Source organism: Paraburkholderia sp. BL25I1N1, assembly GCF_003002025.1.
GTDB lineage: Bacteria > Pseudomonadota > Gammaproteobacteria > Burkholderiales > Burkholderiaceae > Paraburkholderia.
In genome coordinates, this window is the sequence record NZ_PVZB01000001.1 from 487,624 (window position 1) to 513,800 (window position 26,177).

Here is a 26,177-nt window from a genome sequence, read left to right on the forward strand (position 1 = left end):
CGGCAAAAGATAAGTTTTCGACGACAGGTGAGCGCGGCTCACCTGTGCGAACGGACATGCGGTTTAGTTGGCGGTGCTTTGCAGGGCTTGGTCGGCAGCGTTGGTGCGTGCGTCGACGTGCTCGGCCTCGCTCACCAGCCAGCGCTTGAAATCGACAAGCTCCGGCCGGCGATCCGCGTTTTCCGCGCTCACCAGCCAGTAGGCCGTGGTGGATTCGATCGTCGCCGGGTGAACCTGCACCAGCACGCCGCTGTCGATATCCCGATCCACCAGCGGCCGTCTGCCGAGCGCGACGCCAAGGCCCATCGCGGCGGCTTCGAACGCAAGCTGGATCGTGTCGACGCGCAGGCCCGCCGTGGTGTCGATGCCTTCGGTGCCGGTCGCATCGAGCCATGCCTGCCAGTCCTCGCTGGCGGCGTTCACATGAATGAGCGTCGCGCGACGCAGGTCCGCGTTGCCCTGCTCGTCGCGCAGATTCGCCAGATACGCGGCGCTGCATACGGGCACGAAGCGCTCGCCGAACAGCCGCGTCCACGCGGTGCCGGCAACCGGCGCACGGCTCATGCGGACCGCGAAGTCGAACCCGTCGACGGGAAACCCGACTTGCCGATGCGAGGTGTCGACGCTCACGTTTACGTTCGGCCAGCGCGCGCGAAAGCCGGCAAGGCGCGGCAGCAGCCAGCGCGACGCGAAGGTCGGCGCGCAACTCAGTGCGATCGGGCGATCCGCGCGATGGTTCGGCAGACGCTGCGTGCCGATGGCGATCAGCGAAAACGCTTCGGAGACGTACGACAGATAGTCCGCGCCGCTCGCCGTGAGCGAGATGCCGCGCGGCTCGCGCACGAACAATTCGACGCCGAGCGCCTGTTCCAGGCCGACAATGCCGTGGCTGATCGCGCTCGGCGTGACGTTCAGTTCCGCGGCGGCAAGTTTGAAACTCTGATGCCTGCCGGCCGCTTCGAAGAAACGAAGCGCCGGCAGCGGTGGCAGACGAAGCGGCATGTTACATCCCCATGGACGGCGCGCCCGGCGCGCGTGCTGTTGCGCTCAAGGATACCTTGCCAGGCGCTTTGGGTTGCCGGTGCGGCGGGCGCAGGCAGTGCGGCAAAAAATTTCGCCGATGCTGTCGATTTGCCGCCGCACGGTTCGTCGTGGCTATATGGAGGACGAGAACGCGCCCGCGGTCGCGGCGCGCGGCTTGCGCCCTTTATCCGTGTTCAGTGACAGGAGATGGCTGATGACTGACGTACACGCATCCGCACCAACGCTCAAGCCGGCCCGGCAACTGGCGGCCGGCACACCGAGCCGCTTTCCCGGTGAAAGCGCCGACTATCGCCGCGCGCGCAACGAATTGCTCGCCGAGGAGATCGAGTTGCGCCGCCATATCGAACGGGTCGCCGAACAGCGCCGCGCGCTGCCGCCCGGCGGCGTGGTGCCTGAAGATTACCTGTTCATGGGCGAAGCAGGCCCGGTGACGCTATCGGAAATGTTCGGCGACCATGACACGCTCGTCACCTACAACTGGATGTTCGGCCCGCAGCGCGCCCGGCCGTGTCCGATGTGCACCTCGCTGCTGAGCGCATACGACGGCGAGATGCCCGACATCCTGCAGCGTGTCGCGTTCGCGGTGATCGCGCGCTCGCCGATCGAGAAGCTGGTGGCGTTCAAGCAGGAGCGCGGCTGGCGGCATCTGCGGCTGTATTCGTCGGGCGGCAACACCTTCAATCGCGATTACGCGGCGGAAGATCCGGCGGGCGACGACAATCCCGCGTTCAACGTGTTCACGCGCTCGGGCGGCACGGTGCGGCATTTCTGGGCAGAGGAGATGGGGCCGGCGACTGCGGACCCCGGGCAGGATCCACGCGGCGCGCCCGACGTGATGCCCATCTGGACCGTGCTCGACATGACGCCGGGCGGACGCGGCACGGATTGGTATCCGAAGCTCGAATACGGGAACGCGGCGCGTTAGCGACCACGGTGAAGGCGGCCAGGCGTCGCCTCGCCCGTTCACCGCGGAAGAAAAAAATTCGGCGGCGCGGGCAGCGCGGGGCGAGAGAGAGCAGGGCGACAGGACGCGGGCAGTCGACTACGGCAGCACTTGCACAGCGTAGTCGTGCCCTTGCGCCGTCTGCAGATACGCGGCGATTGCGCTCGCCCGCATCGGGCGGCTGAACAGATAACCCTGCGCCGCGCGTGCGCCAAGCATCTTGACGACCTCGACTTGCGATGCCGTTTCGAGTCCCTCAACCACGCATTCGAGTCCAAGGTTGCGGCACAGGTCGAGTACCGACTTGACGATCTTCTTCGACGCGCTGTTGGTATCCACGTCCGTCATGAAGCTGCGGTCGATCTTGATCGTATCGAAGGGCAGGCGATGCACGTAGCTGAGGCTCGAATAACCGGTGCCGAAGTCGTCGAGCGATACGCGGCAGCCGGCTTTCTTGATCATGGTGAGCGAACTGCGGGCCTGTTCGAAATCGCGCGTCACGGCAGTCTCGGTGATTTCGAACGACACGCGATGCGGCGGCACTCCGCTAGCCAGCACGATATCGATCAACCGGCGCGCGCGCGCGGAAGTGCAGATATCGATCGCCGACAGATTGAACGACAGATAAAGCTCGCACGGCCAGCGCGCGGCTTCGTCAAGTGCTTTGTGCAGCAGGACTTCCGTGATGCGCAAAATCAGTTCGGTACGCTCGGCAATCCGAATGAATTCTTCCGGCCTGACCGCGCCGAGCCGCGCGTTATGCCAGCGCCCAAGCGCTTCCATGCCGAGGGTGCGTTGCGTGACCACGTCGTAAATCGGCTGAAATTCCAGAAACAGTTCCGACTCGAGGTCTGCATGACGGAGCTCCTGGGTCACGAGACTCGAACGGCGGATGCGCGTTTCATGTTCAGTCGAGAAGATGACCGGCGTGCCGCGCCGGCTTTCCTTGCCGACGTACAGCGCCGCGTCGGCGCGTTCGAATACCTGCGCCACCGTCGTGCCGGCCTCGGGAAACGCGGCCCAGCCGATCGTGCCCGACAACTCGGCGACATTGCCGGCGACCCGATACGGCTGACCGAGCGCCTCGCAGATGCGCTCGCCCAGCTCGACGAGCGTCTGGTCCGTCAGTTTGTGCTGCGCCAGCACGCCGAACTCGTCGCCGCCGAGGCGTGCGAAGAAAATGCCGGGCTCGGCAAGCGCGAGCAAACGCGAGCCGACTTCCTGAAGCACGAGGTCGCCGCTGGCGTGGCCGTAGATATCGTTGACCTGTTTGAAACCGTCGAGATCGATCAGTCCGACATTAAAGCCGCCACCGGTGACGATCGCCTGTTCGGACAGCGCGCGCAGCGAGGCGAAAAAACTGCGCCGGTTGGGCAGGTCCGTCAGACTGTCGATGCTCGCGAGCCGGAAGTTGTCGTCGCTCAGGCGCTGCGTCTTTTGCTGGCTCGCCTGCAATTCGCGCTGCGCGTGCACCACGTCGGCGAAGGTCCGGCAATATAGTTGAATGATGAAGGCGAGCGCGACGCCGACGAGGGTCATGTCGACAGCCATCGCGATGAAGACCGGATAGCCGGTGAACACCAGAAAGGTCGAAAAGCTTAGGATGACGATCGACAGCAGCAGCATCGCAGCCGCGCGCAGGTGCATCAGGCAGAACACGCAGCCGACCAGCGTGGTCGCCATGTAGAACGCGACCTGCGTCTGTTCGTACGCGGTGCCGTAGGGGAAAAGGAACAGCGACCAGGCGCTGAATGCGACGGCGAAGAGGCCGGCAAGCCAGGTCAGCTTGCGCAGTTCGGGCTCCGCTTTGTCGAGAGTCAGGACGCGGTGCCGAAGATGCCACCAGCGTATGCACCGGATAATGCACAGCGTGCACAGCGCCGCGGGAAAGTAGATCGACAGCCAGGCCGGCGCGCAGCTCAGGTGCGTGACGGCGACGGCCGCCGTATTGACGAGCAGGATGAAATACAGAAGGGGGACCTGGTGGCTGAATGCTTCGAGCTGCGAACGTATGAGCTCGGGGTCGCGTTTCGCGACCGACAGCGCGTCCCTCAATTTGGCTAGCAGAATCATCCCCCGTCCTCTTTAAACGTTTGCGCAGCACACGCAGCTTTGTATATCGGCAGGACGGGTGGGACCTTGAGGGCGTGTCAGACAGAAATCGATCGCTGTGCGAATAAACGGTAAGTGCGACCGGAAAGCATGCCTCCATGTGTCATTTGTGCCGCGTCGAGACGGGCGGAATGGCGGGTTCGCCGTGTTAAAGCGCTGGACAGGAGAGCACGCGTTGCGGTGCGAGTGTCGTGCCGGGTTGGCCGTTTTGCATCCGCGTGCCTTGCGGCGGCGTCGAAACGAGCCGCACGCTATCCACACCGGCATTCGCGAGCGCGTATTTTTCCTGGCTGTTCTCGGGCTGCCAATAGGCGCGGAACACGCCGCCGTCGCCGAAAACCAGCAGCTTGCCGTGCACCGTTTCGGCGCCGCTGACGAGGTCGACCGGCTCGCCGTCACGTATCTGAAAGCTCTGCGGGGCGGGTGAATTTGCCGTGCCGACGAGGGTGGCGCAGCTTTTGTCGTCGGCTGCGAGGGCGGCGCAGGACGTCGCGGCAAGCAGCGCACATGTTGCAATATGGCGAAATTTCATTTTTTTATTCCTCCCGGATTCTTTATTTAGTGCCGCCGCGCCGGACAAATGCCGAGGGTTGGCGAACCACCATAAGATAGTAAAAATGCCCGCCGGTGGCGGCTTGCGGCGCGCTAAAGCACTGAAATTGCAACGGATTGTGATAACGCGAAAACCCGTATCCAGCCCACGAATCGTCTAAGCGCGCGATTCTTATGGCACTTTGCCCGAAAAAATCGTCAAATTCCCTGTGGGCGGGTGATACAAGCCTTACACCCAAGGTTTGCGCGAACCCGCGCGTATGCGTTAGTGTGTCGGTCCCGGCGCAACAGATGTGGCGCCGGTTCCATGATTACCATACGGGAAGTGCTATGAACAAACAGGAACTGATTGATGCAGTCGCCGCAGCGACGGGCGAAAGCAAAGCGGCCACCGGCCAAACCATCGACGCGATCGTCGAAGCGGTGACCAAAGCCGTGGTGGGTGGCGATACGGTGCAACTGGTCGGTTTCGGTTCTTTCTCGACTGGCGCGCGCGCAGCACGCGTGGGCCGCAATCCGTCGACGGGTGCCGAGATCCAGATCGCGGCTGCCAAGACGGTGAAGTTCACCGCAGGCAAGGCGTTCAAGGAAGCTGTCAACGCGTCGTAATGCAACGCGCTTCGCGCCGGAACATTCATGCGCGCTGAAGTGGCGCGCGGTGAGCGATGTATCGGGCGTGAGGAATCACGCGCTGCCCAACCCCGGTCGGTTTGATCGATCGGCGGGTGGTGCGGCGCGTGTGTTTTTGTGCTCTCCCCCAAGGGCTTTCTCGGGGGCCGTGCTTGACGCGGCGTTGGCGGCCCAGCGCGCGCTCAGCCCGCGCGACGTTTGCGGGTGGCCTCGGCCAGGGTTTCGAGCGCCGGCTCGGTCTGCGCCCAACTCACGCAGGCATCCGTGATCGACACGCCGTGACGCAACGGCACACCCGGCTTCAGATCCTGACGGCCTTCCTCCAGATGACTCTCCAGCATGACGCCGATGATGCGGCGCTCGCGCTGCGACAGTTGCTGCGCTAGATCCTGCACCACCTCCAGCTGACGCAAATGCGACTTGCCCGAGTTCGCATGCGAACAGTCGACCATGACCTGCTCGCGCAAACCCGCTGATTTGAGTGCCATGCAGGTGGCTTCCACCGACGCGCTGTCGTAGTTCGGCCCATTCTTGCCGCCGCGCAGGATCACGTGCGCGTCGTCGTTGCCGCGCGTTTCGAAGATCGCGGCCATGCCCATTTTTGTCATGCCCATGAACGCGTGGCTCGCGCGCGCGGCGACGATCGCGTCCGCGGCGATCTGCACGCCGCCGTCCGTGCCGTTCTTGAAGCCGATCGGGCAACTCAGACCCGACGCCAGCTGACGATGGCTCTGACTCTCCGTCGTGCGCGCGCCGATGGCGCCCCACGCAATCAGATCGGCAATGTACTGCGGGCTCAACAGGTCGAGGAACTCGGTGGCCGTGGACAAGCCAAGACCGTTGATGTCGAGCAGCAGTTGCCGTGCAAGACGCAGACCTTCGTTGATGCGGAAGCTGCCGTCCAAACGCGGGTCGTTGATATAGCCTTTCCAGCCGACCGTGGTGCGCGGCTTCTCGAAGTAGACGCGCATCACGATCAGGAGGTCGTCTTTGTAGGCGTCCGCAGCGACTTTCAGTTTGTGCGCGTATTCGATTGCCTGATCGTGGTCGTGAATCGAACACGGTCCGACGATCATCACGAGCCGGTCGTCGCGGCCATGCAGAATGTCGGCGATTTCCGCGCGGGTTTTCTCGACCAGTGTTTGCACAGAGGGCGGCACCGGCAACTCATCCTGCAGCAGCGCAGGGGAAATCAGTGGACGTACTGCGCCGATCCGAACGTCGTCGATGCGCGTGGTGTCCTGGGTGGCGTCGGCCGAGCCGACTTCCTGATCGTGCAAAGGATTGTCGATGGCGCTCAAAATATTCTCCCGGACCTTAATGATGAAGCGGCCTTGCCGCCTGACTGCGTGTGTGTGGATGCGTCGATCGTGCTTGTCTTCGCTGCCGGGATTATGACACTCGCGCGATGCGGCCGGGAGCCGCGTGTCAGAGCCGTTTGATCAGCGCCATGGCGGCCGCCGGATTGCGTTCCTTGAAGCCGCTGATCACGTAGAGGTAGACGTCGCGTGCGACCGTTTTCGCCGGCGCATCCGCGGCGGTTTCCAGGTCGTCCGGGGTGATGCCTGCCGCCAATTGCCGCGCGCGTTCGGCCCATGTGTCGAGCGCTTTGGTCGAGTAGCCTTTGGCCTGTTTGTCCGTGGTGCCCATGATGCGGGCATACACGAAGGGCGCCGTGAGGTCGGCGATCTGCGGGTAGTCGCTGTCGCCGGCGAGCACGACGGCAACTTTGTATTTACGGGCCAGCGCGATGAAGTCCGGCGTCTTGAAGGTGTCGTTGCGGACTTCGATCGCATGCCTGAGCTTCTGGCCTTCTATGCTGGCCGGCAGCAACTTCAGAAAGGCTTCGAAATCTTCCTTGTCGAATATCTTGGTGGGAGCGAATTGCCAGTTGACCGCGCCGAGCTTCTGTTTGAGCAGCAGCACGTCACTGTCGAAGAAACGTTCGATGGTTTCGCCCGCTTCGGCGAGCACTTTTCTGTTGGTCGCGTAACGCGGCGCCTTCAGCGAAAAGACGAAATCGTCCGGGGTTTCCTGATACCACTTTTCGTAGCTCGCCGGTTTTTGCAAACCGTAAAAGGTGCCGTTGATTTCAATCGATGTGAGGTTCTGGCTCGCGTATTCGAGTTCGCGGCTCTGCGTGAGGTCGGACGGATAGAAGGTGCCGCGCCATGGCGCGTAGGTCCAGCCGCCTATGCCGATGCGGATGTTCGATGTTTTTGAGGTCTTCGAGGTCTTCGTTGTCTTTGCGGCGGGTTCTTTCGGCACTTGGCTTCTCCATCTGACTTCGCGCGGGGAAGCAGTAGATTAGCCGTTTTTTTGCCGTAGAACTGAAGTGCACAGCTACGAAATCGCGGCCGCTATTCGCTGCCATCAATAGGCGTATCCGCTGGCCCGCGTGTGGCGTCCTCGAACCGCCGGTTCGCCTCCGCCACTTCCACCCTGAACTGCTGCAACGCGCTCACCGCAAGATCCGGCGGCGTCAGCGCGGCCCACAATACGTCGATCAACTGATCCGCCGTCGCATCGATATCGATGTGCCGGTTGGCGAGCGTGGCATCCCACAGCACATGCTCCATCGGGCCAAACACCATCGAGCGCAACAGGCGCAACGGCATGTCGCCACGAATCTGCCCGCTTTCCTGGCCCTGCGCCAGCACGCGCATCAGCGGCGCGGTATAGCGGCGCTGCAACTCCGTGAGCGCCTCGCTCAGTTCATGATGCCGCGCCCGTCCTTCGGACAACACCAGCGCGCAGAGATCCGTGCCGTTCACCAGCATCAACCGCAAATGCGTGCGCACGATGAACGCAAACTGCTGGCGCACATTGCCGTCGCGCGGCAAGCCGGACTCGATGGCTTCGATGATCTCGTCGTACCAGTCGCCGATCACCCGCGCGCACAACTCGCGCTTGCCGCGGAAATAGCTGAACACGGTCGCCTCGGAAATGCCGAGGCGCTGCGCGATTTCGGCGGTGGTCGCGCGTTCGTAGCCTTTTTCGGAGAACACGTCGCGCCCCGCCTGAAGAATCTCCTTCACGCGTTGCTGCGACTTGCGCCCGGCCGGCTGGCGGCGCGAGGCGGGCAACTCGGCCTTCGTGGCAACCGTCATATGAGTCCAGTTCAGATTTGTGAGGCCAATCGCGCCCGCAAAGGTGCGAAACAAGCCGGATAAGTGCGATGCTAGCACGCCTTAGTGATGTTGTAGGCGGTCGCTTCAGTTTCTGAGTAACACTCAAAAATACCTATTGACGCTTACGTAAATCTAGCGTGAAATGCGCCTTGAACGTTTCGCGCCTCGTGCGTGACGACAGGAGCGGCCCACAAGGCCGCCGCCGTCCGCCGAGCCGCAACCGGACCAGCCGGCGCCCACCCAGGGCCGGCCGCCAACGAACTCTGGAGACACTGCAATGAGCAACCTGCCCGGTTTGCAATTCCCGCTCGGCGAAGAAATCGAAATGCTGCGCGACAGCATTGCGGGCTTCGCCGCCAAAGAAATCGCCCCGCGTGCCGCGGAGATTGATCGTACGGATCAGTTTCCCATGGACCTGTGGCGCAAGTTCGGCGATCTGGGCGTGCTCGGCATGACGGTCTCGGAAGAATACGGCGGCGCGAACATGGGCTACACGGCACATATGATCGCCATGGAAGAAATCTCGCGCGCGTCGGCCTCGGTCGGCCTTTCGTACGGCGCGCATTCGAATCTGTGCGTCAACCAGATTCATCGTAACGGCACGGAAGCGCAAAAACAGAAGTATCTGCCCAAGCTCGTGTCGGGCGAACACGTCGGCGCACTCGCCATGAGCGAGCCGAACGCGGGCTCGGACGTGGTCAGCATGAAGCTGCGCGCTGAGAAGAAGGGCGACCACTACGTGCTCAACGGCACCAAGATGTGGATCACCAACGGGCCGGATTGCGACACGCTGGTGGTCTACGCCAAGACCGATCCCGAAGCGAATTCGCGCGGCATTACCGCGTTTATCGTCGAGAAGGGCATGAAGGGTTTCTCCGTTGCGCAGAAGCTCGACAAACTCGGCATGCGCGGCTCGCATACCGGTGAACTCGTGTTCCAGGACGTGGAAGTGCCGGAAGAAAACATTCTCGGCCAGTTGAACGGCGGCGCGAAAGTGCTGATGAGCGGTCTTGACTACGAACGCGCCGTGCTCGCGGGCGGCCCGACCGGCATCATGGTCGCCGTCATGGACGCGGTCGTGCCGTATATCCACGACCGCAAGCAGTTCGGCCAGTCGATCGGCGAATTCCAGCTCATTCAAGGCAAGGTGGCCGATCTCTACACCACGTTGCAGGCGTGCCGCGCGTATCTCTACGCGGTGGGCCGTCAACTCGACACGCTCGGCAAGGAACACGTGCGCCAGGTGCGCAAAGACTGCGCGGGCGTGATTCTCTACACGGCGGAAAAAGCCACGTGGATGGCGGGCGAGGCGATCCAGATTCTCGGCGGCAATGGCTACATCAACGAGTATCCGGTCGGCCGTTTGTGGCGCGATGCGAAGCTCTATGAAATCGGCGCCGGCACGAGCGAAATCCGCCGCATGCTGATCGGCCGCGAGTTGTTCGCCGAAACGGCATGAGCGCGAAGGCCCGAAGCGAATAAGAAGCGGCGAACAGGAGAGCCACGTAATGCCGATCATCGAATCAAAGCTGAATCCGCGCTCGGACGACTTCCGCGCCAACGCGGCGGCGCTCGAAGCGCTGGTCGCCGACCTTCGCGCGAAAGTCGAGAAGCTCGCGCTGGGCGGCGGTCAGGCGGCGCGCGACAAACACACCGGACGCGGCAAACTGCTGCCGCGCGAGCGGATCGAGAAGCTGCTCGATCCGGGCACGCCGTTTCTGGAGTTCTCGCAACTCGCGGCCTACGGCATGTACAACGACGACGCGCCAGGTGCGGGCGTCATCACCGGCATTGGCCGGATCGCCGGGCAGGAGTGCGTGATCGTCTGCAACGATGCAACGGTCAAGGGTGGCACTTACTATCCCGTCACCGTGAAAAAGCACGTGCGGGCGCAGGAAATCGCGGCTGAAAATCACTTGCCGTGCGTGTATCTGGTCGACTCGGGCGGCGCGAATCTGCCGAATCAGGACGACGTGTTCCCGGACCGCGATCACTTCGGCCGCATCTTCTTTAACCAGGCGAACCTCTCGGCGGCAGGCATTCCGCAAATCGCCGTCGTGATGGGTTCGTGCACCGCGGGCGGCGCGTATGTGCCGGCCATGAGCGACGAGTCGATCATCGTCAAGAATCAGGGGACGATTTTTCTCGGCGGCCCGCCGTTGGTGAAAGCCGCGACCGGCGAAGTGGTGAGCGCGGAAGACCTTGGCGGCGGCGACGTGCATACGCGTCTGTCCGGCGTGGTCGATCATCTTGCGCAGAACGATGCGCATGCGTTGGGGATTGCGCGCAGCATCGTCGGCAATCTGAATCGCACGAAGCAGGTGCCGGTCGCGTTGCAGGAGCCGGAGCCGCCGCGTTACGACGTGAAGAGCATGTACGGCGTGATTCCCGTGGATACTCGCAAGCCGTTCGATATCCGCGAGGTGATCGCGCGTATCGTCGACGACTCGGCCTTCGACGAATTCAAGGCGCGCTACGGCACCACCCTCGTCACCGGTTTCGCGCATATCTGGGGCCATCCGGTCGGCATCATCGCGAACAACGGCATCCTGTTTTCGGAGTCGGCGCTCAAGGGTGCACACTTCATCGAGTTGTGCTGCCAGCGCAAGATTCCGCTCGTGTTCCTGCAGAACATCACCGGCTTCATGGTGGGCCGCAAGTACGAAAACGAAGGCATCGCGCGCAACGGCGCGAAGATGGTGACGGCGGTGGCCACAGCCAAGGTGCCGAAGTTCACGGTGATCATCGGCGGCTCGTTCGGCGCGGGCAATTACGGCATGTGCGGCCGCGCGTATTCGCCGCGCTTCCTGTGGATGTGGCCGAACGCGCGCATCTCGGTGATGGGCGGCGAGCAGGCGGCGTCGGTGCTGGCCACGGTCAAGCGCGACGGCATCGAAGGCAAGGGCGGTGCGTGGAGCGCCGAGGAAGAAGAGGCGTTCAAGCAGCCGATCCGCGAGCAGTACGAACATCAGGGCCACCCGTACTACGCGAGCGCGCGTCTGTGGGACGACGGCGTGATCGACCCGGCGCAAACGCGCGACGTGCTCGGTCTCGGCTTGTCGGCCACGATGAACGCGCCGATCGAAGACACGCGGTTCGGCGTGTTCAGAATGTGACGATGCGCCAGGCAACGCAACCACGCGCGGGAGCAACGACGATGCAATACGAAACACTGAATGTCGAATTCGCCGGACCGATCGCGACGGTCACGCTGAATCGTCCGGACGTGCGCAACGCGTTCAACGAAACGATGATCGCTGAAGTGACCTCGGCCTTCACGGCGCTTAACGACCGCGACGACATTCGCGCGGTGGTGCTCGCCGCGAACGGCAAGGCGTTCTGCGCGGGCGCGGATCTGAACTGGATGAAGAAGATGTCCGGCTACTCGGACGACGAGAACCGCGCGGACGCCATGCTGCTGGCGAACATGCTGTCGTCGATCTATCGGTGCGGCAAGCCGGTGATCGCGCGCGTGAACGGCGACGCGTACGCGGGCGGCATGGGTTTGATCTCGGCGTGCGACATCGTGGTGGCGGTCGACAGCGCGCGCTTCTGCCTCTCGGAGGCGCGCCTCGGACTGATTCCGGCCACCATCGCGCCGTACGTGATTCGGGCGCTGGGCGAGCAGGCGTCGCGCCGCTATTTCACGACCGCCGAGCAGTTCGATTGCGCGACGGCATTGCGTCTGGGGCTCGTCAGCGATGCGGTGAGCATGGAGCAACTCGACGCCACCGTGCGGCAGATTGCTGAAACGCTGTGCGCGAACGGTCCGCAAGCGGTGCGCGCATGCAAGCAACTGGTGCAGGACATTGCGGGTCGCGAGTTGAACGACGCAATGATCGAGGACACGGCGGCGCGCATCGCGCGTACGCGCGCCGGCGCGGAAGGCCGCGAAGGCGTCGCGTCGTTCCTCGAAAAACGCACGCCGGCCTGGCGCAACTGAAGCACGCATTCCAGGGCGCCCAGCGCGCCTTGATCAGAACAACAGCCCCGAAAAAAACGGCTCACTTCATCGAGACACTTCATGTTCAACAAGATCCTGATTGCCAACCGGGGCGAGATTGCGTGCCGCGTCGCCGCGACCTGCAAGCGGCTCGGCATCGCGAGCGTGGCCGTCTATTCCGATGCGGACGCCAACGCGAAACACGTGGCCGCGTGCGATGAGGCCGTGCACATCGGCGGCTCGACGGCGGCGGAAAGCTATCTGCGCGTCGAACGGATTATCGAAGCCGCTCGCGCCACCGGCGCGCAGGCGGTGCATCCGGGCTACGGCTTCCTGTCGGAAAACGAGGACTTCGCGCATGCGTGCGAAGCGGCCGGCATCGTCTTCATCGGACCGCCGGTCGAAGCCATTGCCGCGATGGGTTCCAAGGCTGCCGCGAAGGCGCTGATGCATGCAGCCGCCGTGCCGCTCGTGCCGGGTTATCACGGCGACGATCAGGACCCGCAACTGTTGCATCGTGAGGCGGATGCGATCGGTTATCCGGTGCTGCTCAAAGCCAGCGCCGGTGGCGGCGGCAAGGGCATGCGCGTGGTCGAGCGCAGCGAGGACTTCGCGGCGGCACTGGCGTCGTGCAAGCGTGAAGCGGCGAGCAGCTTCGGCAACGATCGCGTGCTGATCGAAAAGTATCTGACGCGTCCGCGTCATGTGGAAGTGCAGGTGTTCGCGGATCGTCACGGCGGCGCGGTCTATCTGTTCGATCGCGATTGCTCCGTGCAGCGGCGTCATCAGAAAGTGCTGGAAGAAGCGCCCGCGCCCGGATTGTCCGCTGAAATCAAGCGCGAAATGGGCGAGGCGGCGGTAGCGGCCGCGCGCGCGGTGAATTACGTCGGCGCGGGCACGGTCGAGTTCATCATGACCGGCACGGGCGACTTCTACTTCATGGAAATGAACACGCGCCTGCAGGTCGAACACCCGGTCACGGAGATGGTGACCGGCCAGGATCTGGTGGAATGGCAACTGCGCGTAGCCGCCGACGAACCGCTGCCGCTCACGCAGGCACAGTTGAAGATCGACGGTCACGCGATCGAAGCGCGTATCTATGCCGAACATCCGGCGCGCGGCTTCCTGCCGTCGACGGGCACGCTCAAGCATCTGCGCATGCCGGAGGGCGTGGAGTTCAGCATCGACGCGGCTGGTCTCGGCGAATCGGGGCGCAAGGCGCCGGTGCGGATCGACAGCGGCGTGCGTGAAGGCGACACCATCACGCCGTTCTACGACCCGATGATTGCCAAGCTGATCGTGCACGGCGCGACGCGTGAGGAAGCGTTGGCGCGTCTGAGCCGCGCGTTGCATGCGTGCGAGGTGGTCGGCCCGCATACCAACGTCGAGTTCCTGCAAAGCATCGTGACGAGCGAGCCGTTTGCAACGGGCGACCTCGACACCGGTTTGATCGAACGTCATCACGACGCCCTGTTCGCGCCGCGCAAGAAGCCGTTCAAGGAAGCGCTCGCGTTGGCTTGCGCGGCGTTGCTCAAGCGCGAAGGCGGCACGGCGCATGGCGCGTCGCCGTGGGATGCGCTGTCGCACTGGCGCCTGAACGGCGGCTATACGCAGACGCTCGGCTGGCGTGATCTGGAGAACGGCAACGCGGGTAACGACAACGAACGCACCTTCACCGTCACGTTCGCGCGCGACGGCGGCACGCAAACGCTCGAACACGACGGCGTGCGTGAGGACTTCAGCTGGTCGGACGGCAGCGGTCCGCACGAATTCCGCGCGACGATCGGCGACGCACGCGCAACGGGCCGCGTGTTCGTCGACGGCGATACGTTCCATGTGTTCTGTCTCGGCGAAGCGCTGTCGTTCGAGTGGCAGAACCTGCTTGCGCACGCCGCGGATGCAGAAGGCGGCGAAGGCCGCCTGACCGCGCCGATGCCGGGCAAGGTGATCGCGGTGCTGGTCGAGCCGGGCACCGTGGTGGAGAAGGGCACGCCGCTGATCGTGATGGAAGCGATGAAGATGGAGCACACCATTGGTGCGCCGGCGGCCGGTACGGTGTCGGACGTGCTGTACTCGGTCGGCGATCAGGTCGCCGACGGCGCGCAGCTTCTGGTGCTGGACGTGCAGCAGAAGTAAATCCGCGGGGGCTCAGGGCTCAGTCTCAAGCGAGGCGCGTATAGCCGACGGCGCGCGCCTCGTTTTCGAGTTGCTCGATGCGTTCGTAGTCCGAGGGCGGCAACACGGAAAAGCCCTGCAAACGCAGGCGTTTCGCGCGTTCTGGCTGGATCACAAGGGCTTCATTCAGCGCTTCGCGCAGTGCCTCGATCGTCGCCGGGGGCACCGTGTCGGAAGCGATTAAAGGCAGGCCCGGCGACGGCGCCGTCGTGCCGATCCGGCGAACCTGGCGGGCCAGTTCCGGCATTTCGTCGCACACGAAAGCGAAGGTCACGCAATCGATCGCGGCGACGTCCGCGCGATTTTCCGCCACCGCGCGCAACGAGCCAAGATGCGAGCCGGTTCGCAACACCGAGCTGAAGAACATGCCGGCGCGCGAGAAGGGCGCCACGGCGTGACGAAACACATTCATGCCGCTATTCGAATCGTCCTGGTTGTAGGCGGCGCGCGCGCCGTGGCAGGCCGCGAGCGTATCGAAGTGGGCGTCCGCGCGCGTGACCAGCACGCTCGAATAATGCGCGCCTTCGCAGCCGGGTGCGTCGAAGCGCGGCGTCGCGACCAGTTGAACCTGTTCCTGCAGACCATGCATGAACGGATAACCGCAGGTCTGCGAGATCAGCAGATTGGGGCGCCGCCAGAAGCCATGCAATTCCTCATCCGGTTCGACGATGCGGCACGCAGGCTTGACCATGCGCAGCACGTCGGCGAGCCACTCGCGCCACGCGAGGTCGAGCGCGGGCGTGACGTTATACATTGGCAGGGCGGCGATCCAGGTCATGACGCGAATTCTGGCATACCCGTTGTTTCAATGTCTGACCATTCGGAATTCGTCGAGGCCGAGACGCACCGGCTCTGTCGGTCTGAATGCCCATTTCTGCGCCGCGACCGAGAGAATCTCGAACTGCGCATCCTCGAATGCGACGAGCAGGTCTTCCTTGCGTTTGCTCGCCGCGCCGCAGAAAGTCACGAGTGCGTCGGCGCTGACCTCGAAAATCTGCGCGCGATCGTCACAACACACCCGGAACGCGACTGTCGCGCATTCCGTCACACAGGGCCTGAACCCTTCATCGACATAGACCGACATAGCCATCTCCCGCCAAAACACACGCCTGAGCCATCAGGATGACAAGTCGTAATCTGTCGGTATGTGGGAAAACCGGCATTTGCGGCGAAATGGCCACGACTTCATGGGCTGCGCCGTGCAGAAACTGAATACTTCTGCGTAAGCGTTTGTATTCGACAGCCTCGGGGCGATGAAGGCGAAGGTCCGGCAGCTTGTCGTACCGCGTCGATCACCGCGGATTTTTACGCGTCGGGCGTCGCCAATGCCGCCGCGACGCGCTCGCGCAAGGTCGGCAGAACGCTCGCATCGAACCACGGATTGCGTTTGAACCAGGCAATGTTGCGCGGCGACGGATGCGGCAGCGGCACGACCTGTGGGCCGAATTCGCGCCACCGGACGAGCGTGTCCGTCAAGGTCGGCCCGAATGCCTTGCCCAGCGCGAATCGCTGCGCGTATTGTCCGACCAGCAGCGTGAGCCGGACCGACGACATGTGCGCGAGCAACTCCTTGTGCCAGCGGGCGGCGCACTCGGGCCGTGGCGGCAGATCTCCGCTCGGTCCGCGGCCCGGGAAACAGAAGCCGATCGGCACGACGGCGAATTTCGACGTGTCGTAGAACGTGGCGTCGTCGACGTCGAGCCATGCGCGCAGCCGCGCACCGCTCGCGTCGCTCCATGGAACGCCGGACGCATGCACTCGCGCGCCAGGCGCCTGGCCGATGATCAGAATGCGCGCCGTTCCGGACGCGGCCAGCACCGGCCGGGGCGCGTGCGGCAGCACCGGCGCGCAGAGTGTGCAGGCGCGAATCTCGCGAAGAAGGATATCGAGCGACGTGGCTTGTGTGGTGACGGTCATGCAATCGTGCAATACGGCGGACGGGCGGTCGCTTCGCGTGCCGGTTCAGGCCGTGGTTTGAGCCGGATAGATCAGCGTGCCGTCGGGTTGAGGTTGCGCGCCGGGTGTCATCGTTGCAACGGTTGTGTGACGCGCGTCCATGATGTGCAGCACGGTTTCGCCGTGCAGCAGCAGGTAATCCGTGATGATACGCCTGTGACAGCGCCACCAGACCGCCTCCGCGCACATGATCGCGCAGCGGTGTCGGTGGCCGAGCGCGAGAAGCTGCGTGAGGCCGGCGCGGAAAGCGTCGCTCATCGCATAGTCCGCGTAATTGCGAAACGCCGGATGAGTCCAGTACTGATTCGGCGACGGTGCATCGTCTTTGCGCCGGCTGCGGCGCCCACCCAGTTCGGCAAGATGCGCGTAGTCGATGTGTTCCGGCACGAGCGCATCGGGCAGCGTGTCCCGATTGAACTGCGGATTGGTGCGTGAGCGCGGAATACTGCGCACATCGATCAGCGTCGCGACCTCCGCTTCTTTCAGCAGACTCGTGAATTCGGGCAACGGACGGTTGGAATGACCAATCGTGAAAAAGGGGCGGCTCATCGTGCCTTCCTGAAACGCGTGCGTCCATTCCATGTTGTGTACAGCGTGGGTTGCGAAAGGTCAACGTGCCGACGCTGACGATCGCCCTGTCGCTCCACGGAGCGATCCGCGACTTGGAACTATACTGGGGCACCTGGAGGTTTCGATGGCTGAACAAGACAGACTGCATCCACTACGTCCGCTCCTGAAAAACTGGATTTGGGAGCATGGTCGGGTCGGCACCCGCTATCTGGATTGCGCCGATGGCGCGATCAAATTCGACGAAGGCAAGAAATCGCATTTCGCCGCCGAGAAATATACCTACGTGCCCCTTGGCAAGGACGCTGAAGACAATGCATCCGAGGAAGGGCCCGCGATCCAGGAAGCAGCACTTGCGCGCTTTTTGCGGGCCGCGCAGCTGGGCAAGCCAGAGGAAGCCGGGTCCCTGGCGGAGGTTCAGCGCGCGGTGCAGGACTGCGTTGCACTCGGCCTGTTTAGCGCGTATCAACGCGAGGCTCGTGAGGCATTGGCCCGCTACGCGCAGGAACCCATGTTCGACGATGAAATCCGCGCGGCTGTGGTCGACGACATCCGCCGTATTTACGCCGGCATGCCGGAACAACTGGCGCTTTACGATTTCAGTGTGCTTTACGGCTTGCCCACACCGCTGCTGATCAGCGAGACGCCTTTTATCGACTGGCGCGTGAGCGCGAGTCCGGCGCTTCCGTTTGTATCGCTTCCGCTCGGACCTTATTGCCTGCTTGTCGGCGCGCCGTCGGGCAGGCAAAGCCGGGTCGCCCCGGTGGTCTGGAAGGCCGCTGCCGCGCTAGGCCCTTTGAAGGACCACAACCGCCGGATCGCGGAGCGGGCACGTCTGTGGCTGGTGGCGACGACGGATGACCAGCTCGTTGCCGCACAGAGCCGGATTGTTGCGGCGATGGGGGCGAGGCCGGAGGATGGGAAGCGCTGATATCGTTCGACTGGCCGCTCCGCGTCCAGTCGCCAAACCTACTCCGTCGGCTTCGACCCAAGCAAAAGTATATCGACCAGCCTCTTCGCGCTTTGCTGCCAGTCCGGCGCCGACGCGACATTCGAAACGCCGACGAGCGCGCGAAGCAGATCCAGTGGCTCGATATCCGCGCGGATGTCGCCACTCGCCACGGCGTTCGTGACGAGCAAGTGAATCGCGTCCATGATCTGCGCACCGGACGATTCGAATAGCTTCGTCGGCCCTCCGACGATCGAATTCAATGCCGGCGCGATGATCTTCTTCGTCGCGATGTAATCCACGAAGAGCAGCATCCACGATCGCAACGCATCGGGAGGGGGCAGCGAGTCGGACAGTCTGCGCTGCTCCTCGGCAAGCTTCGCCACCTCCGCACGGTAGACGCTCTCCAGCAGCGCATCGCGCGTGGGGAAGTGCCGGTACAGCGTGCCTGCGCCGACCCCAGCCTGGCGCGCGACATCCTCGAGGCTGATTTCGCCGCCGGCGCGCGTGAACGCAGTTTTCGCCTCTTCAAGGATGCGCTCGCGGTTACGCAGCGCGTCCGCTCTGGGTTTTCGTTCTTTGGGCGTCGAGTCGGTCATTGACAGTTGGGCTCTTGCAAGCGGAGGGTGTCTCCGTTTAATATCAAAAAAACGGAGGTAAGCTCCGTTTTTATCCCGGGCGGGGAATGACGTCAATCTTCATTGTGCTGGAGCGGCGGAAATGACTGAGAAATTTGGGGCGACTTCGACGACTGACGACGTGCTCGCAGGCGTCGATCTTCATGGCAAGCGAATTCTGGTGACCGGCGTGTCGGCGGGTTTGGGCGTAGAGACGGCGCGGGCACTGGCGGCGCGCGGGGCCAACGTGATCGGCGCGGCCAGAGATCTGGAAAAAGCCACGCGGGCGATTGCCGATGCGCGGCGGGAGGCCGACGCGGCGGGCGGCAGCATCGAGCTGATCGCGCTCGACCTGGCGAGCCTCGCGAGCGTCAGGGACTGTGCCGACAAGTTGCGGGAGCAAGGCAAACCGATCGACGTCATCATCGCGAACGCGGGCGTGATGGCGACGCCCTTTGGCAAGACCGCGGATGGCTTCGAGACGCAGTTCGGCACGAACCATCTGGGGCATTTCGTGCTGGTAAACCGGCTGGCGCCGCTGATCCCATCGGGTGGCCGAGTCGTGATGCTCGCGTCGTCGGGCCACCGTTTCGCTGACGTGAATCTCGACGACCCGGGCTTCGAGCGAACGCCTTACGACCCGTTCGTTGCCTATGGGCGCGCCAAGACGGCGAATATTCTCTTTGCGGTGGCATTCGATCAGCGGCATCGAGCGCGCGGCGTTCGCGCCGCCGCGGTTCATCCGGGCGGAATCCACACGGAACTCGCTCGTCACATGGACGAAGGCCAGATGACTGCGTTGCTCGAAGGTATCAACAAGCAGCTCGAGTCGGAGGGGAAGGCGCCATTTCAGTTCAAGACCGTGCCACAGGGGGCCGCGACTTCCGTGTGGGCTGCGGTGGTGGCGGCAGCTGACGCCGTCGGCGGCAGATACTGCGAGAACTGCCATGTCAGCCAAACCGTTGCCGACGATGTTGTCATTACACCCGTCAGCGAAGGCGTCCGACACTACGCGCTCGACGCCGCGAACGCTGACGCGCTCTGGCGCAAGAGTGAAGCAATGGTGGGCGAATCATTCTGACGCGACGCTGCGGATGCTACCGAGGTGGTCGTCCGCTGCGCTGTATCGATCCCGTTACAGACCTTCCCATCGCTAGCGGCCGTTACCCAACGCGAAACGGCGGCGCTCCAATCGCGGTGTAGTATCCCACCATGTCCACGCTATTGCGCGGCCTCGACGGCACTGATGCGGCGCATCTTGACGAGCCGGTCAAAAGGCCCGCAAAGCGGTCCGACGGCACCTATGCCGGCGTTGGCCGTAACAGTGGCATTGGTGGGATAAACATCATGTCAATCGAGTGGAAGCGCCGCTTCAAGCTGTTTGTCCAGCGTTTCTGGCAGCCCACCAGCGCATGCATGACCTGCATGCCTGGGAGCTGGGGCAACATCATGAGTCTTGCCCATTGGACGATCGCATTCCATACCGGTCTGCTCACCGGACTCCTTGCCGTGCTTTTGACCTTCACGCCCGTTGCGAAACTGTATGGGAATCGATATGGCAATGCGGTGATCGTCGGCTTGCTGACAGCGGTAGGCGACGCCTACGCGCACGCAAGTCACTACCGCATTCCCTATGTCGAGCACATCGTGACGGGTGTTGTTTCAGGTCTCTTGACGCTGGCTGCTTCATATCTGTTTGAAGACCGCGCGCGACGCCTTCGGGTGGCATGGACCAAGGTTTTCGGATGACGCTAACGACATCTCATGGATGTCTGTAGAGAGCGACATTTCGGCTCTGATAATCGACTTGAGTCATAGTCGCGGTACACCGTACGTTGTACTCAGAATGCTCGACGTGAAAGTGTCCAGCGCGTCGAGCGCTACGAAGTCGGCCTTTATCGTTCGCGCGATACATATCGCGGTCAATTCGCCTTCACTCTGCAATGCGCTTGAAACTGACGTAGTAATCGTCGGTGTAATAGCAGTCGCCTGTCTGCTTGCGCGGTCCACCGCATATGATCCGGCGCTGCCCGCGATCCGTCGTCCCAGGCGTGCGAACGGTGTATGTGTGGTAATAGCCGCGTGGATGCTGCGGCAGCAATCCCGCGCTGTTACGGAACACGACGCCGTCCTCCGAAAAGGGGAAAGGGCCGCCCGCTTTGATCAGCCGCAATGTTTCGGCTGCTTCGCCCGGCAACTGTGTTTTGGTGACGGTGCCGAGTGCGCCTGATGCGACGGTTGTACCGCTCGCGCCCTGCGCCGGCTGAGCCGGCGCCGCGCTCGCGGATGCGCCCGACGCCTCGGTGGCGGTTTGCGATCCCCCCTTGCCGCATCCGCCGAGGATCGCGCTCAAGGCGACGATGCAGGAGAAAGCCCACGCTCTTTTCACGAAACGGGTCTCCTCTCGTTGACCGCAATTCGACGACCGGAATAGACGTAAAGGTATCGCTAATGGCGGAGCAAATCAACGCGGATCATGATCCGCAATGAGGCCACCATCCGCGCCCGCAGCCGATCGCGCAATCCGGCGTGGCGATCCTTCTGCGCCTTGCGTGAAAACACGAACCCGTCTGGTCGGACATTTTGTGGTTTTCCCTTATTTAAAAAAATCCTTTTCCCGCTTCCCGCGGCCCTTTGCAAGTCGCTTATAGCGAATAAAGTCCGGGATTTTTTGTGTGCACTACCGCGCATACTTGGTGCAGCCTGTGCCGTACTGTTGCGTCAGGGAAAGGACCAATACCGTTAATCGCACATTTCCCTCGTTCGAATCCGCTTCCTGGCGGTCAAATAAAACCACGTGACGAGACGTGCCCATGAAACTCAAATATCAAGCGTCAGAGGGATTATCCGAACGTAACGACGAATTCGATCCTGGATCGATCATCGATACGTTGATTAATCACCGAAAAATGATTGTCGCTATAACAATGGCATTCATTCTGGTGGGCGCGCTGTACGCGTTTTGTGCGACGCCCATCTATCGAGCCAGTATTTCGATCAGGGTGGAGGACAATTCGCCAACCGCACTGCCGGATTCCAAGGACCTGGTGCGCAATGCGTCGTCGCTGTTCCAGGAGAAGTCCTCGGCGGAAAGCGAAATGCAGATCCTGAGGTCGAAAGCCATCGCCATGCAGACGGTGGATTACCTCAAGCTCTACATCGACGCCGAGCCGAAGCGCCTGCCGGTGCTCGGCGGCCTGATCGCGCGGCACACCGACACACGCATGACGCCTGGAATCTTCGGCTGGGGCGGCTTCGTCTGGGGTGACGAATCGATCAGCGTGACGACGTTCGAAGTGCCGAGGAAGCAGGAAGGCAACCCGTACACCGTCACCGCATTGACCGGCGGCCAGTACCAGTTGCGCGGGCCGGGCCTGGAGCAGCCGGTCACCGGACACGTGGGCGTCGACGAGCAATTCGAAACCAGCCACGGGCCGGTCAATCTGCTCGTGAGCAAGATCGACGGCGAGAGCGGGGCGGAGTTCAAGCTCACGCGACACTCGCGTCAGCAAGCCCTGGAACAACTGCAAAAGGGCCTGCAGATCGACGAGCAAGGCAACAAGTCGAATGTGCTGGGCGTCATGCTGGAAGGCCGCGACCCGGTTCTCGTGACCAACATCCTCAACGATATCGGCGCGGTGTATGTGCGTCAGAACGTGAATCAGAAGGGTGCCAACGCCGAGAAGTCGCTGAACTACCTCGAGCAGCAGCTGCCCGGTGCGAAGCGCCAGATGGAGCAGGCGGAAGAAGCCTACAACACCTATCGCAACAGTCACGGCCTGCTGGATGCCGACGAGGAAAGCCGGCTCATCCTGCGCCAGGCTACTGAAGCGGACTCGCGCCTCTATGACCTGAAGCGTCAGCGCCAGGACCTCACGGCTCACCTGACCGCCGAGCACCCGAGCGTGGTGGCGATCGATCAGCAGATCGCCAGCACCAACAAGTACGTCGAGAGTCTCGCGGCACGCGTCAAGTCCATGCCGTCGGCGGAGCAAGGCGCGCTGCGCCTGATGCGCGACATGCGCATGACTTCGGACATGTACGCGGCGTTGCGCAGCAACATCGACACCCTGCGGCTGGTCAAAGCCGGTCAATCCGCTTCGGTGCAGTTGCTGGATACCGCGGACGTCCCCGAGCGGCCGGTCAAACCGGCAAAAACCCTCGTGCTGCTGATCGCCGCGGTGCTGGGGCTGTTCGTCGCTATCGGGCTGGCCTTCCTGCGTGACTACCTGTTCAAGGGCGAAGCCGATCCGGAAGAGCTGGAATCGCGCACCGGCCTGACTGTGTACGCGACGATTCCGGTCAGTGCCCAGCAGGAGCAACTGACGCAGAAAATGGCGATCCGCGGCCCCGAGAAACTGGCTCTGGCTTTCCGCTACCCGATGGACCCGGCTGTCGAAGCTCTGCGCACGATGCGGGCAGCACTGCAATTCGCGCTGAACGGCGAGCGCAACAACGTGGTGATGCTCGCGGGGCCGCTGCCGGGTATCGGCAAGTCGTTCCTGTCGGCCAATCTCGGCACCTTGCTCGCCTCGGGCGGCAAGCGTGTGCTGCTGGTGGACGGCGACTTGCGTCGCGGCCATCTGAACCAGTACTTCGGCTTGCAACGCGGCGCGGGGCTGGCCGATCTGATCACGGGCGAACGTTCGCTCGAAGATACCGTGCACAAGGACGTTCTGCCGAATCTCGACGTCCTGCAGTGCGGCGAGTATCCGCACGACCCGGCCGAACTGCTGTTGAGCGCCAATTTCAGGGCAACCATTCGCGCCGCTTCGGAACAGTACGACATTGTGCTGCTCGACGCGCCCGCCATTCTCGCCGTGTCCGACACGGTGACCATGGCGCCGGTCGCCGATTCGATCTTCATGGTCGCGCGTTTCGCCGATACGCGTGCTGGAGAGATCTCGGAATCGGTCAAGCGTCTGGCGCAAACCGGTTCGAAAGTCGAAGGCATTCTGCTGAACGGATTCAAGGTGAGCCGCGGCAACTACGCCCAGTCGCGCCGGTACGGCGCCTACGCATACGACGCCTACTACTCCGATTCGGTCGCGAAATAACGCGCGTAGCCCCGGGCAAAGATTCAGTCCTGCTGAGTCGTGCCCGGGGTTCGGACAAAGACGCGAATCCATAATAAAGGGGAGCAAGAATCATGCATTCGATAAACGAGCTGAAACTCGCCGTGATCGGTCTGGGCTATGTCGGCTTGCCGCTTGCGGTGGAGTTCAGCAAGCATCGCCCGGTAGTGGGTTTCGACATCAACGGCGCCCGCATCTCGGCGCTGCGTGAAGGACGGGACGTCACACTCGAAGTCTGCAATGAAGAACTGGCCGCTGCCACGGGCATGACGTTCACGTCCGACGTGCAGGAGTTGAAAGCCTGCAACGTGTTCATCGCAACCGTTCCGACGCCGATCGACGACTACAAGCGGCCCGATCTCAGGCCCTTGATCGGCGCCAGCGAAACCATCGGCAGCGTGCTGAAAAAGAACGACGTGGTCATCTACGAATCGACCGTCTATCCGGGTGCGACGGAAGAAGAGTGCGTGCCGGTTCTCGAGCGGGTCTCGGGGCTGAAATTCAACGTGGATTTCTTTGTCGGCTACAGTCCGGAGCGCATCAATCCGGGCGACAAGGCGCACCGCGTGACGGATATCCGCAAAGTCACTTCGGGATCGACACCGGAAACCGCCGAACTCGTCGATCAGCTGTATCGCGAGATTATCGTCGCGGGAACGCACAAGGCGAGCAGCATTCGCGTCGCCGAGGCGGCCAAGGTCATCGAGAACACGCAGCGCGACGTCAACATCGCGCTGATCAACGAACTGTCGATCATCTTCAACAAGATGGGAATCGACACGGAGTCGGTCTTGCTGGCAGCCGGAACCAAATGGAACTTCCTGCCATTCAGGCCGGGTCTGGTGGGCGGGCATTGCATCGGCGTCGATCCGTATTACCTGACGCACAAGGCGCAGGCGATCGGCTATCACCCGGAGATCATCCTCGCCGGCCGGCGTCTGAACGACAGCATGGGCGGGTATGTCGCGTCGCAACTCGTGAAGGCGTTGACCAAGCGGCAGATCGGCGTCTCCGGGGCCCGCGTGCTGATCATGGGGCTGACCTTCAAGGAAAATTGTCCGGACCTGCGCAACACCAAGGTCGTCGACATTGTTGCCGAGTTGCGCGAGTACGGCGTTGAAGTCGATGTCTACGATCCATGGGTCTCGAAGGAAGACGCCCGTCGCGAACACAACCTGGACCCGATCGAGCATCCCGCCAAAGGTGTCTACGACGCGACGATCCTGGCCGTCGCGCACAGCCGGTTCCTGGAATTGGGCGTGGAAGCCATTCGCGTCTTCGGTAAGCCTGAGCATGTGCTGTACGACCTGAAATACCTGCTGCCTCCCGAGGCCAGCGATCTGCGTCTCTAACCCATGCCAGATGCCGCGCACATCGCACGCAACGCCATCACGACGTGATGGCTTCCTCATCTGATCCGGAGGCACTGATGCCAGATCGCTACGACACAATACGGCAACAACTCGCCGGGCGCCCGCAGCAGTGGCTGATTACCGGCGTGGCCGGTTTCATCGGCTCGAATCTGCTGGAGGCGCTGCTCAAGCTCGATCAGTCCGTGGTCGGACTCGACAACTTTTCCACCGGCTACCAGCGCAATCTCGACGAAGTACGCTCCGTCGTTTCGCCGGAGCAATGGAAGCGCTTCAGGTTCATTGAAGGCGATATCCGCCGGCTGGAAGACTGCGTGAGCGCCGTTCATGGCGTCGATCACGTGCTGCACGAGGCGGCGCTGGGTTCGGTTCCGCGTTCGGTGGCCGACCCGATCGCGACCCACGAGGTGAACATCAGCGGCTTCCTCAATATGCTGGTGGCCGCGCGCGATGCGCAGGTGTCGAGCTTCACGTATGCCGCGTCGAGCTCGACGTATGGCGACCATCCAGGCTTGCCGAAAGTCGAAGACCAGATCGGCCAGCCGCTTTCGCCGTACGCCGTCACCAAGTACGCTAATGAACTGTACGCGTCGGTGTTTGCTCGTGCGTACGGCTTCAAGACGATCGGCCTGCGCTACTTCAATGCATTCGGAAAGCGCCAGGATCCGGACGGGGCGTATGCCGCGGTCATTCCCAAATGGACGGCGGCGCTGATTGCCGGCGACGACGTCCTGATCAATGGCGACGGCGAAACCAGCCGGGACTTCTGCTTCGTCGACAACGTGGTGCAGGCGAACATCCTCGCGGCGATGTCGGACGAGCCGGCCAGGAACGAGGTGTACAACGTTGCCGTCGGCGATCGCACGACCTTGATCCAGCTCTACGACGGCTTGCGGGTCGTGCTTTCCGACAACGGCGTGCGCTGCGACAGGCGTCCGGTGTTCGGCCCGTTTCGCGCCGGCGATGTCAGGCATTCACAGGCCAATGTCGAGAAGGCCGAACGGCTTCTGGGCTATGAAAACAGAATCCCCTTCGTCGAAGGCTTGTCCAGAGCGATGCCCTGGTACATCGAATTCGTATCGAAACGGTAATGCCTTCAGTCGCCCAAGTTCA

General features: G+C 62.7%; 24 protein-coding genes. 12 read left to right on the forward strand and 12 right to left on the reverse strand.

From position 1 onward, the window contains the following. Window positions 1-63 precede the first annotated feature (63 nt). The gene (locus tag B0G73_RS02180; protein ID WP_106277444.1) at window positions 64-1,002 is read right to left on the reverse strand and encodes a LysR substrate-binding domain-containing protein; all 939 of its coding nucleotides are present in this window, start codon (window positions 1,000-1,002) and stop codon (window positions 64-66) included. 235 nt (window positions 1,003-1,237) lie between these two features. Between B0G73_RS02180 and B0G73_RS02185 the strand changes: the two genes are divergently transcribed. After that, the gene (locus B0G73_RS02185) at window positions 1,238-1,969 is read left to right on the forward strand and encodes a DUF899 family protein (protein WP_106277713.1); all 732 of its coding nucleotides are present in this window, start codon (window positions 1,238-1,240) and stop codon (window positions 1,967-1,969) included. A 117-nt stretch (window positions 1,970-2,086) separates the two neighbouring features. Here the strand turns inward: B0G73_RS02185 and B0G73_RS02190 are convergent, their stop codons facing one another. Next, a complete protein-coding gene (locus B0G73_RS02190) occupies window positions 2,087-4,060 on the reverse strand; it encodes a bifunctional diguanylate cyclase/phosphodiesterase (protein WP_106277446.1) in 1,974 nt (657 codons plus the stop codon). Between the two features lie 187 nt (window positions 4,061-4,247). After that, entirely contained in the window at window positions 4,248-4,631 is a 384-nt protein-coding gene (locus tag B0G73_RS02195) for a hypothetical protein (RefSeq protein WP_106277448.1), read from the reverse strand. Window positions 4,632-4,981: 350 nt separating this feature from the next. Here B0G73_RS02195 and B0G73_RS02200 point away from each other — a divergent pair, with 350 nt between their 5' ends. After that, the gene (locus tag B0G73_RS02200) at window positions 4,982-5,260 is read left to right on the forward strand and encodes an HU family DNA-binding protein (protein ID WP_006049832.1); all 279 of its coding nucleotides are present in this window, start codon (window positions 4,982-4,984) and stop codon (window positions 5,258-5,260) included. A gap of 203 nt (window positions 5,261-5,463) precedes the next feature. Here B0G73_RS02200 and B0G73_RS02205 read toward each other — a convergent pair whose 3' ends face one another. The 3 genes from B0G73_RS02205 to B0G73_RS02215 all read right to left on the reverse strand — a co-directional run bounded on the left by B0G73_RS02205 (window position 5,464) and on the right by B0G73_RS02215 (window position 8,391). Next, window positions 5,464-6,582 carry a 3-deoxy-7-phosphoheptulonate synthase gene (locus tag B0G73_RS02205; RefSeq protein ID WP_106277450.1) on the reverse strand — a complete coding sequence of 373 codons (1,119 nt, stop codon included), beginning with the start codon at window positions 6,580-6,582 and terminating at the stop codon, window positions 5,464-5,466. 127 nt (window positions 6,583-6,709) lie between these two features. Further along, complete coding sequence (locus B0G73_RS02210; RefSeq protein ID WP_106277452.1) at window positions 6,710-7,549, reverse strand: DUF72 domain-containing protein; 840 nt, start codon at window positions 7,547-7,549, stop codon at window positions 6,710-6,712. Between the two features lie 92 nt (window positions 7,550-7,641). After that, window positions 7,642-8,391, reverse strand: coding sequence for a TetR/AcrR family transcriptional regulator (locus tag B0G73_RS02215; RefSeq protein WP_106277715.1), 750 nt, complete (start codon window positions 8,389-8,391; stop codon window positions 7,642-7,644). 298 nt (window positions 8,392-8,689) lie between these two features. Between B0G73_RS02215 and B0G73_RS02220 the strand changes: the two genes are divergently transcribed. From B0G73_RS02220 to B0G73_RS02235, 4 genes are all read left to right on the forward strand, one after another. Further along, window positions 8,690-9,871, forward strand: a complete 1,182-nt coding sequence (locus tag B0G73_RS02220) for an isovaleryl-CoA dehydrogenase (RefSeq protein ID WP_012426567.1) — start codon at window positions 8,690-8,692, stop codon at window positions 9,869-9,871. Window positions 9,872-9,920: 49 nt separating this feature from the next. Continuing rightward, a complete protein-coding gene (locus B0G73_RS02225; protein ID WP_106277453.1) occupies window positions 9,921-11,528 on the forward strand; it encodes a carboxyl transferase domain-containing protein in 1,608 nt (535 codons plus the stop codon). Between the two features lie 41 nt (window positions 11,529-11,569). Continuing rightward, window positions 11,570-12,355, forward strand: coding sequence for an enoyl-CoA hydratase/isomerase family protein (locus B0G73_RS02230; protein ID WP_106277717.1), 786 nt, complete (start codon window positions 11,570-11,572; stop codon window positions 12,353-12,355). An 81-nt stretch (window positions 12,356-12,436) separates the two neighbouring features. After that, window positions 12,437-14,491 (forward strand): acetyl/propionyl/methylcrotonyl-CoA carboxylase subunit alpha, encoded by a 2,055-nt coding sequence (locus tag B0G73_RS02235; protein WP_106277455.1) that lies wholly within the window; start codon window positions 12,437-12,439, stop codon window positions 14,489-14,491. A 25-nt stretch (window positions 14,492-14,516) separates the two neighbouring features. Here B0G73_RS02235 and B0G73_RS02240 read toward each other — a convergent pair whose 3' ends face one another. From B0G73_RS02240 to B0G73_RS02255, 4 genes are all read right to left on the reverse strand, one after another. Next, entirely contained in the window at window positions 14,517-15,308 is a 792-nt protein-coding gene (locus B0G73_RS02240) for a phosphate/phosphite/phosphonate ABC transporter substrate-binding protein (protein WP_106277456.1), read from the reverse strand. 27 nt (window positions 15,309-15,335) lie between these two features. Beyond that, window positions 15,336-15,614, reverse strand: coding sequence for a DUF1488 family protein (locus B0G73_RS02245; protein ID WP_012426572.1), 279 nt, complete (start codon window positions 15,612-15,614; stop codon window positions 15,336-15,338). Between the two features lie 221 nt (window positions 15,615-15,835). Then, a complete protein-coding gene (locus tag B0G73_RS02250) occupies window positions 15,836-16,447 on the reverse strand; it encodes a uracil-DNA glycosylase family protein (protein ID WP_106277457.1) in 612 nt (203 codons plus the stop codon). Window positions 16,448-16,492: 45 nt separating this feature from the next. After that, window positions 16,493-17,035 carry a DUF488 family protein gene (locus B0G73_RS02255; RefSeq protein WP_106277719.1) on the reverse strand — a complete coding sequence of 181 codons (543 nt, stop codon included), beginning with the start codon at window positions 17,033-17,035 and terminating at the stop codon, window positions 16,493-16,495. A gap of 145 nt (window positions 17,036-17,180) precedes the next feature. Here B0G73_RS02255 and B0G73_RS02260 point away from each other — a divergent pair, with 145 nt between their 5' ends. Then, entirely contained in the window at window positions 17,181-17,984 is an 804-nt protein-coding gene (locus tag B0G73_RS02260) for a hypothetical protein (RefSeq protein WP_106277459.1), read from the forward strand. A gap of 38 nt (window positions 17,985-18,022) precedes the next feature. Here the strand turns inward: B0G73_RS02260 and B0G73_RS02265 are convergent, their stop codons facing one another. Further along, window positions 18,023-18,601, reverse strand: a complete 579-nt coding sequence (locus B0G73_RS02265; protein ID WP_106277460.1) for a TetR/AcrR family transcriptional regulator — start codon at window positions 18,599-18,601, stop codon at window positions 18,023-18,025. A gap of 121 nt (window positions 18,602-18,722) precedes the next feature. On the opposite strand from B0G73_RS02265, the gene B0G73_RS02270 reads away from it, so the two are divergent. After that, the gene (locus tag B0G73_RS02270) at window positions 18,723-19,700 is read left to right on the forward strand and encodes an SDR family NAD(P)-dependent oxidoreductase (RefSeq protein ID WP_106277462.1); all 978 of its coding nucleotides are present in this window, start codon (window positions 18,723-18,725) and stop codon (window positions 19,698-19,700) included. A 266-nt stretch (window positions 19,701-19,966) separates the two neighbouring features. Beyond that, window positions 19,967-20,368 (forward strand): hypothetical protein, encoded by a 402-nt coding sequence (locus B0G73_RS02275; RefSeq protein ID WP_106277721.1) that lies wholly within the window; start codon window positions 19,967-19,969, stop codon window positions 20,366-20,368. A gap of 184 nt (window positions 20,369-20,552) precedes the next feature. On the opposite strand, the gene B0G73_RS02280 is transcribed toward B0G73_RS02275, so the two are convergent. Further along, window positions 20,553-21,008: a ribonuclease gene (locus B0G73_RS02280; RefSeq protein ID WP_106277463.1), complete on the reverse strand. Its 456-nt coding sequence runs from the start codon at window positions 21,006-21,008 to the stop codon at window positions 20,553-20,555. Between the two features lie 424 nt (window positions 21,009-21,432). Here B0G73_RS02280 and B0G73_RS02285 point away from each other — a divergent pair, with 424 nt between their 5' ends. The 3 genes from B0G73_RS02285 to B0G73_RS02295 all read left to right on the forward strand — a co-directional run bounded on the left by B0G73_RS02285 (window position 21,433) and on the right by B0G73_RS02295 (window position 26,155). Then, a complete protein-coding gene (locus tag B0G73_RS02285) occupies window positions 21,433-23,676 on the forward strand; it encodes a polysaccharide biosynthesis tyrosine autokinase (protein ID WP_106277465.1) in 2,244 nt (747 codons plus the stop codon). Window positions 23,677-23,768: 92 nt separating this feature from the next. Further along, entirely contained in the window at window positions 23,769-25,046 is a 1,278-nt protein-coding gene (tviB, locus tag B0G73_RS02290; RefSeq protein ID WP_106277467.1) for a Vi polysaccharide biosynthesis UDP-N-acetylglucosamine C-6 dehydrogenase TviB, read from the forward strand. Between the two features lie 77 nt (window positions 25,047-25,123). Further along, window positions 25,124-26,155 carry an SDR family oxidoreductase gene (locus B0G73_RS02295; RefSeq protein ID WP_106277469.1) on the forward strand — a complete coding sequence of 344 codons (1,032 nt, stop codon included), beginning with the start codon at window positions 25,124-25,126 and terminating at the stop codon, window positions 26,153-26,155. Window positions 26,156-26,177 lie beyond the last annotated feature (22 nt).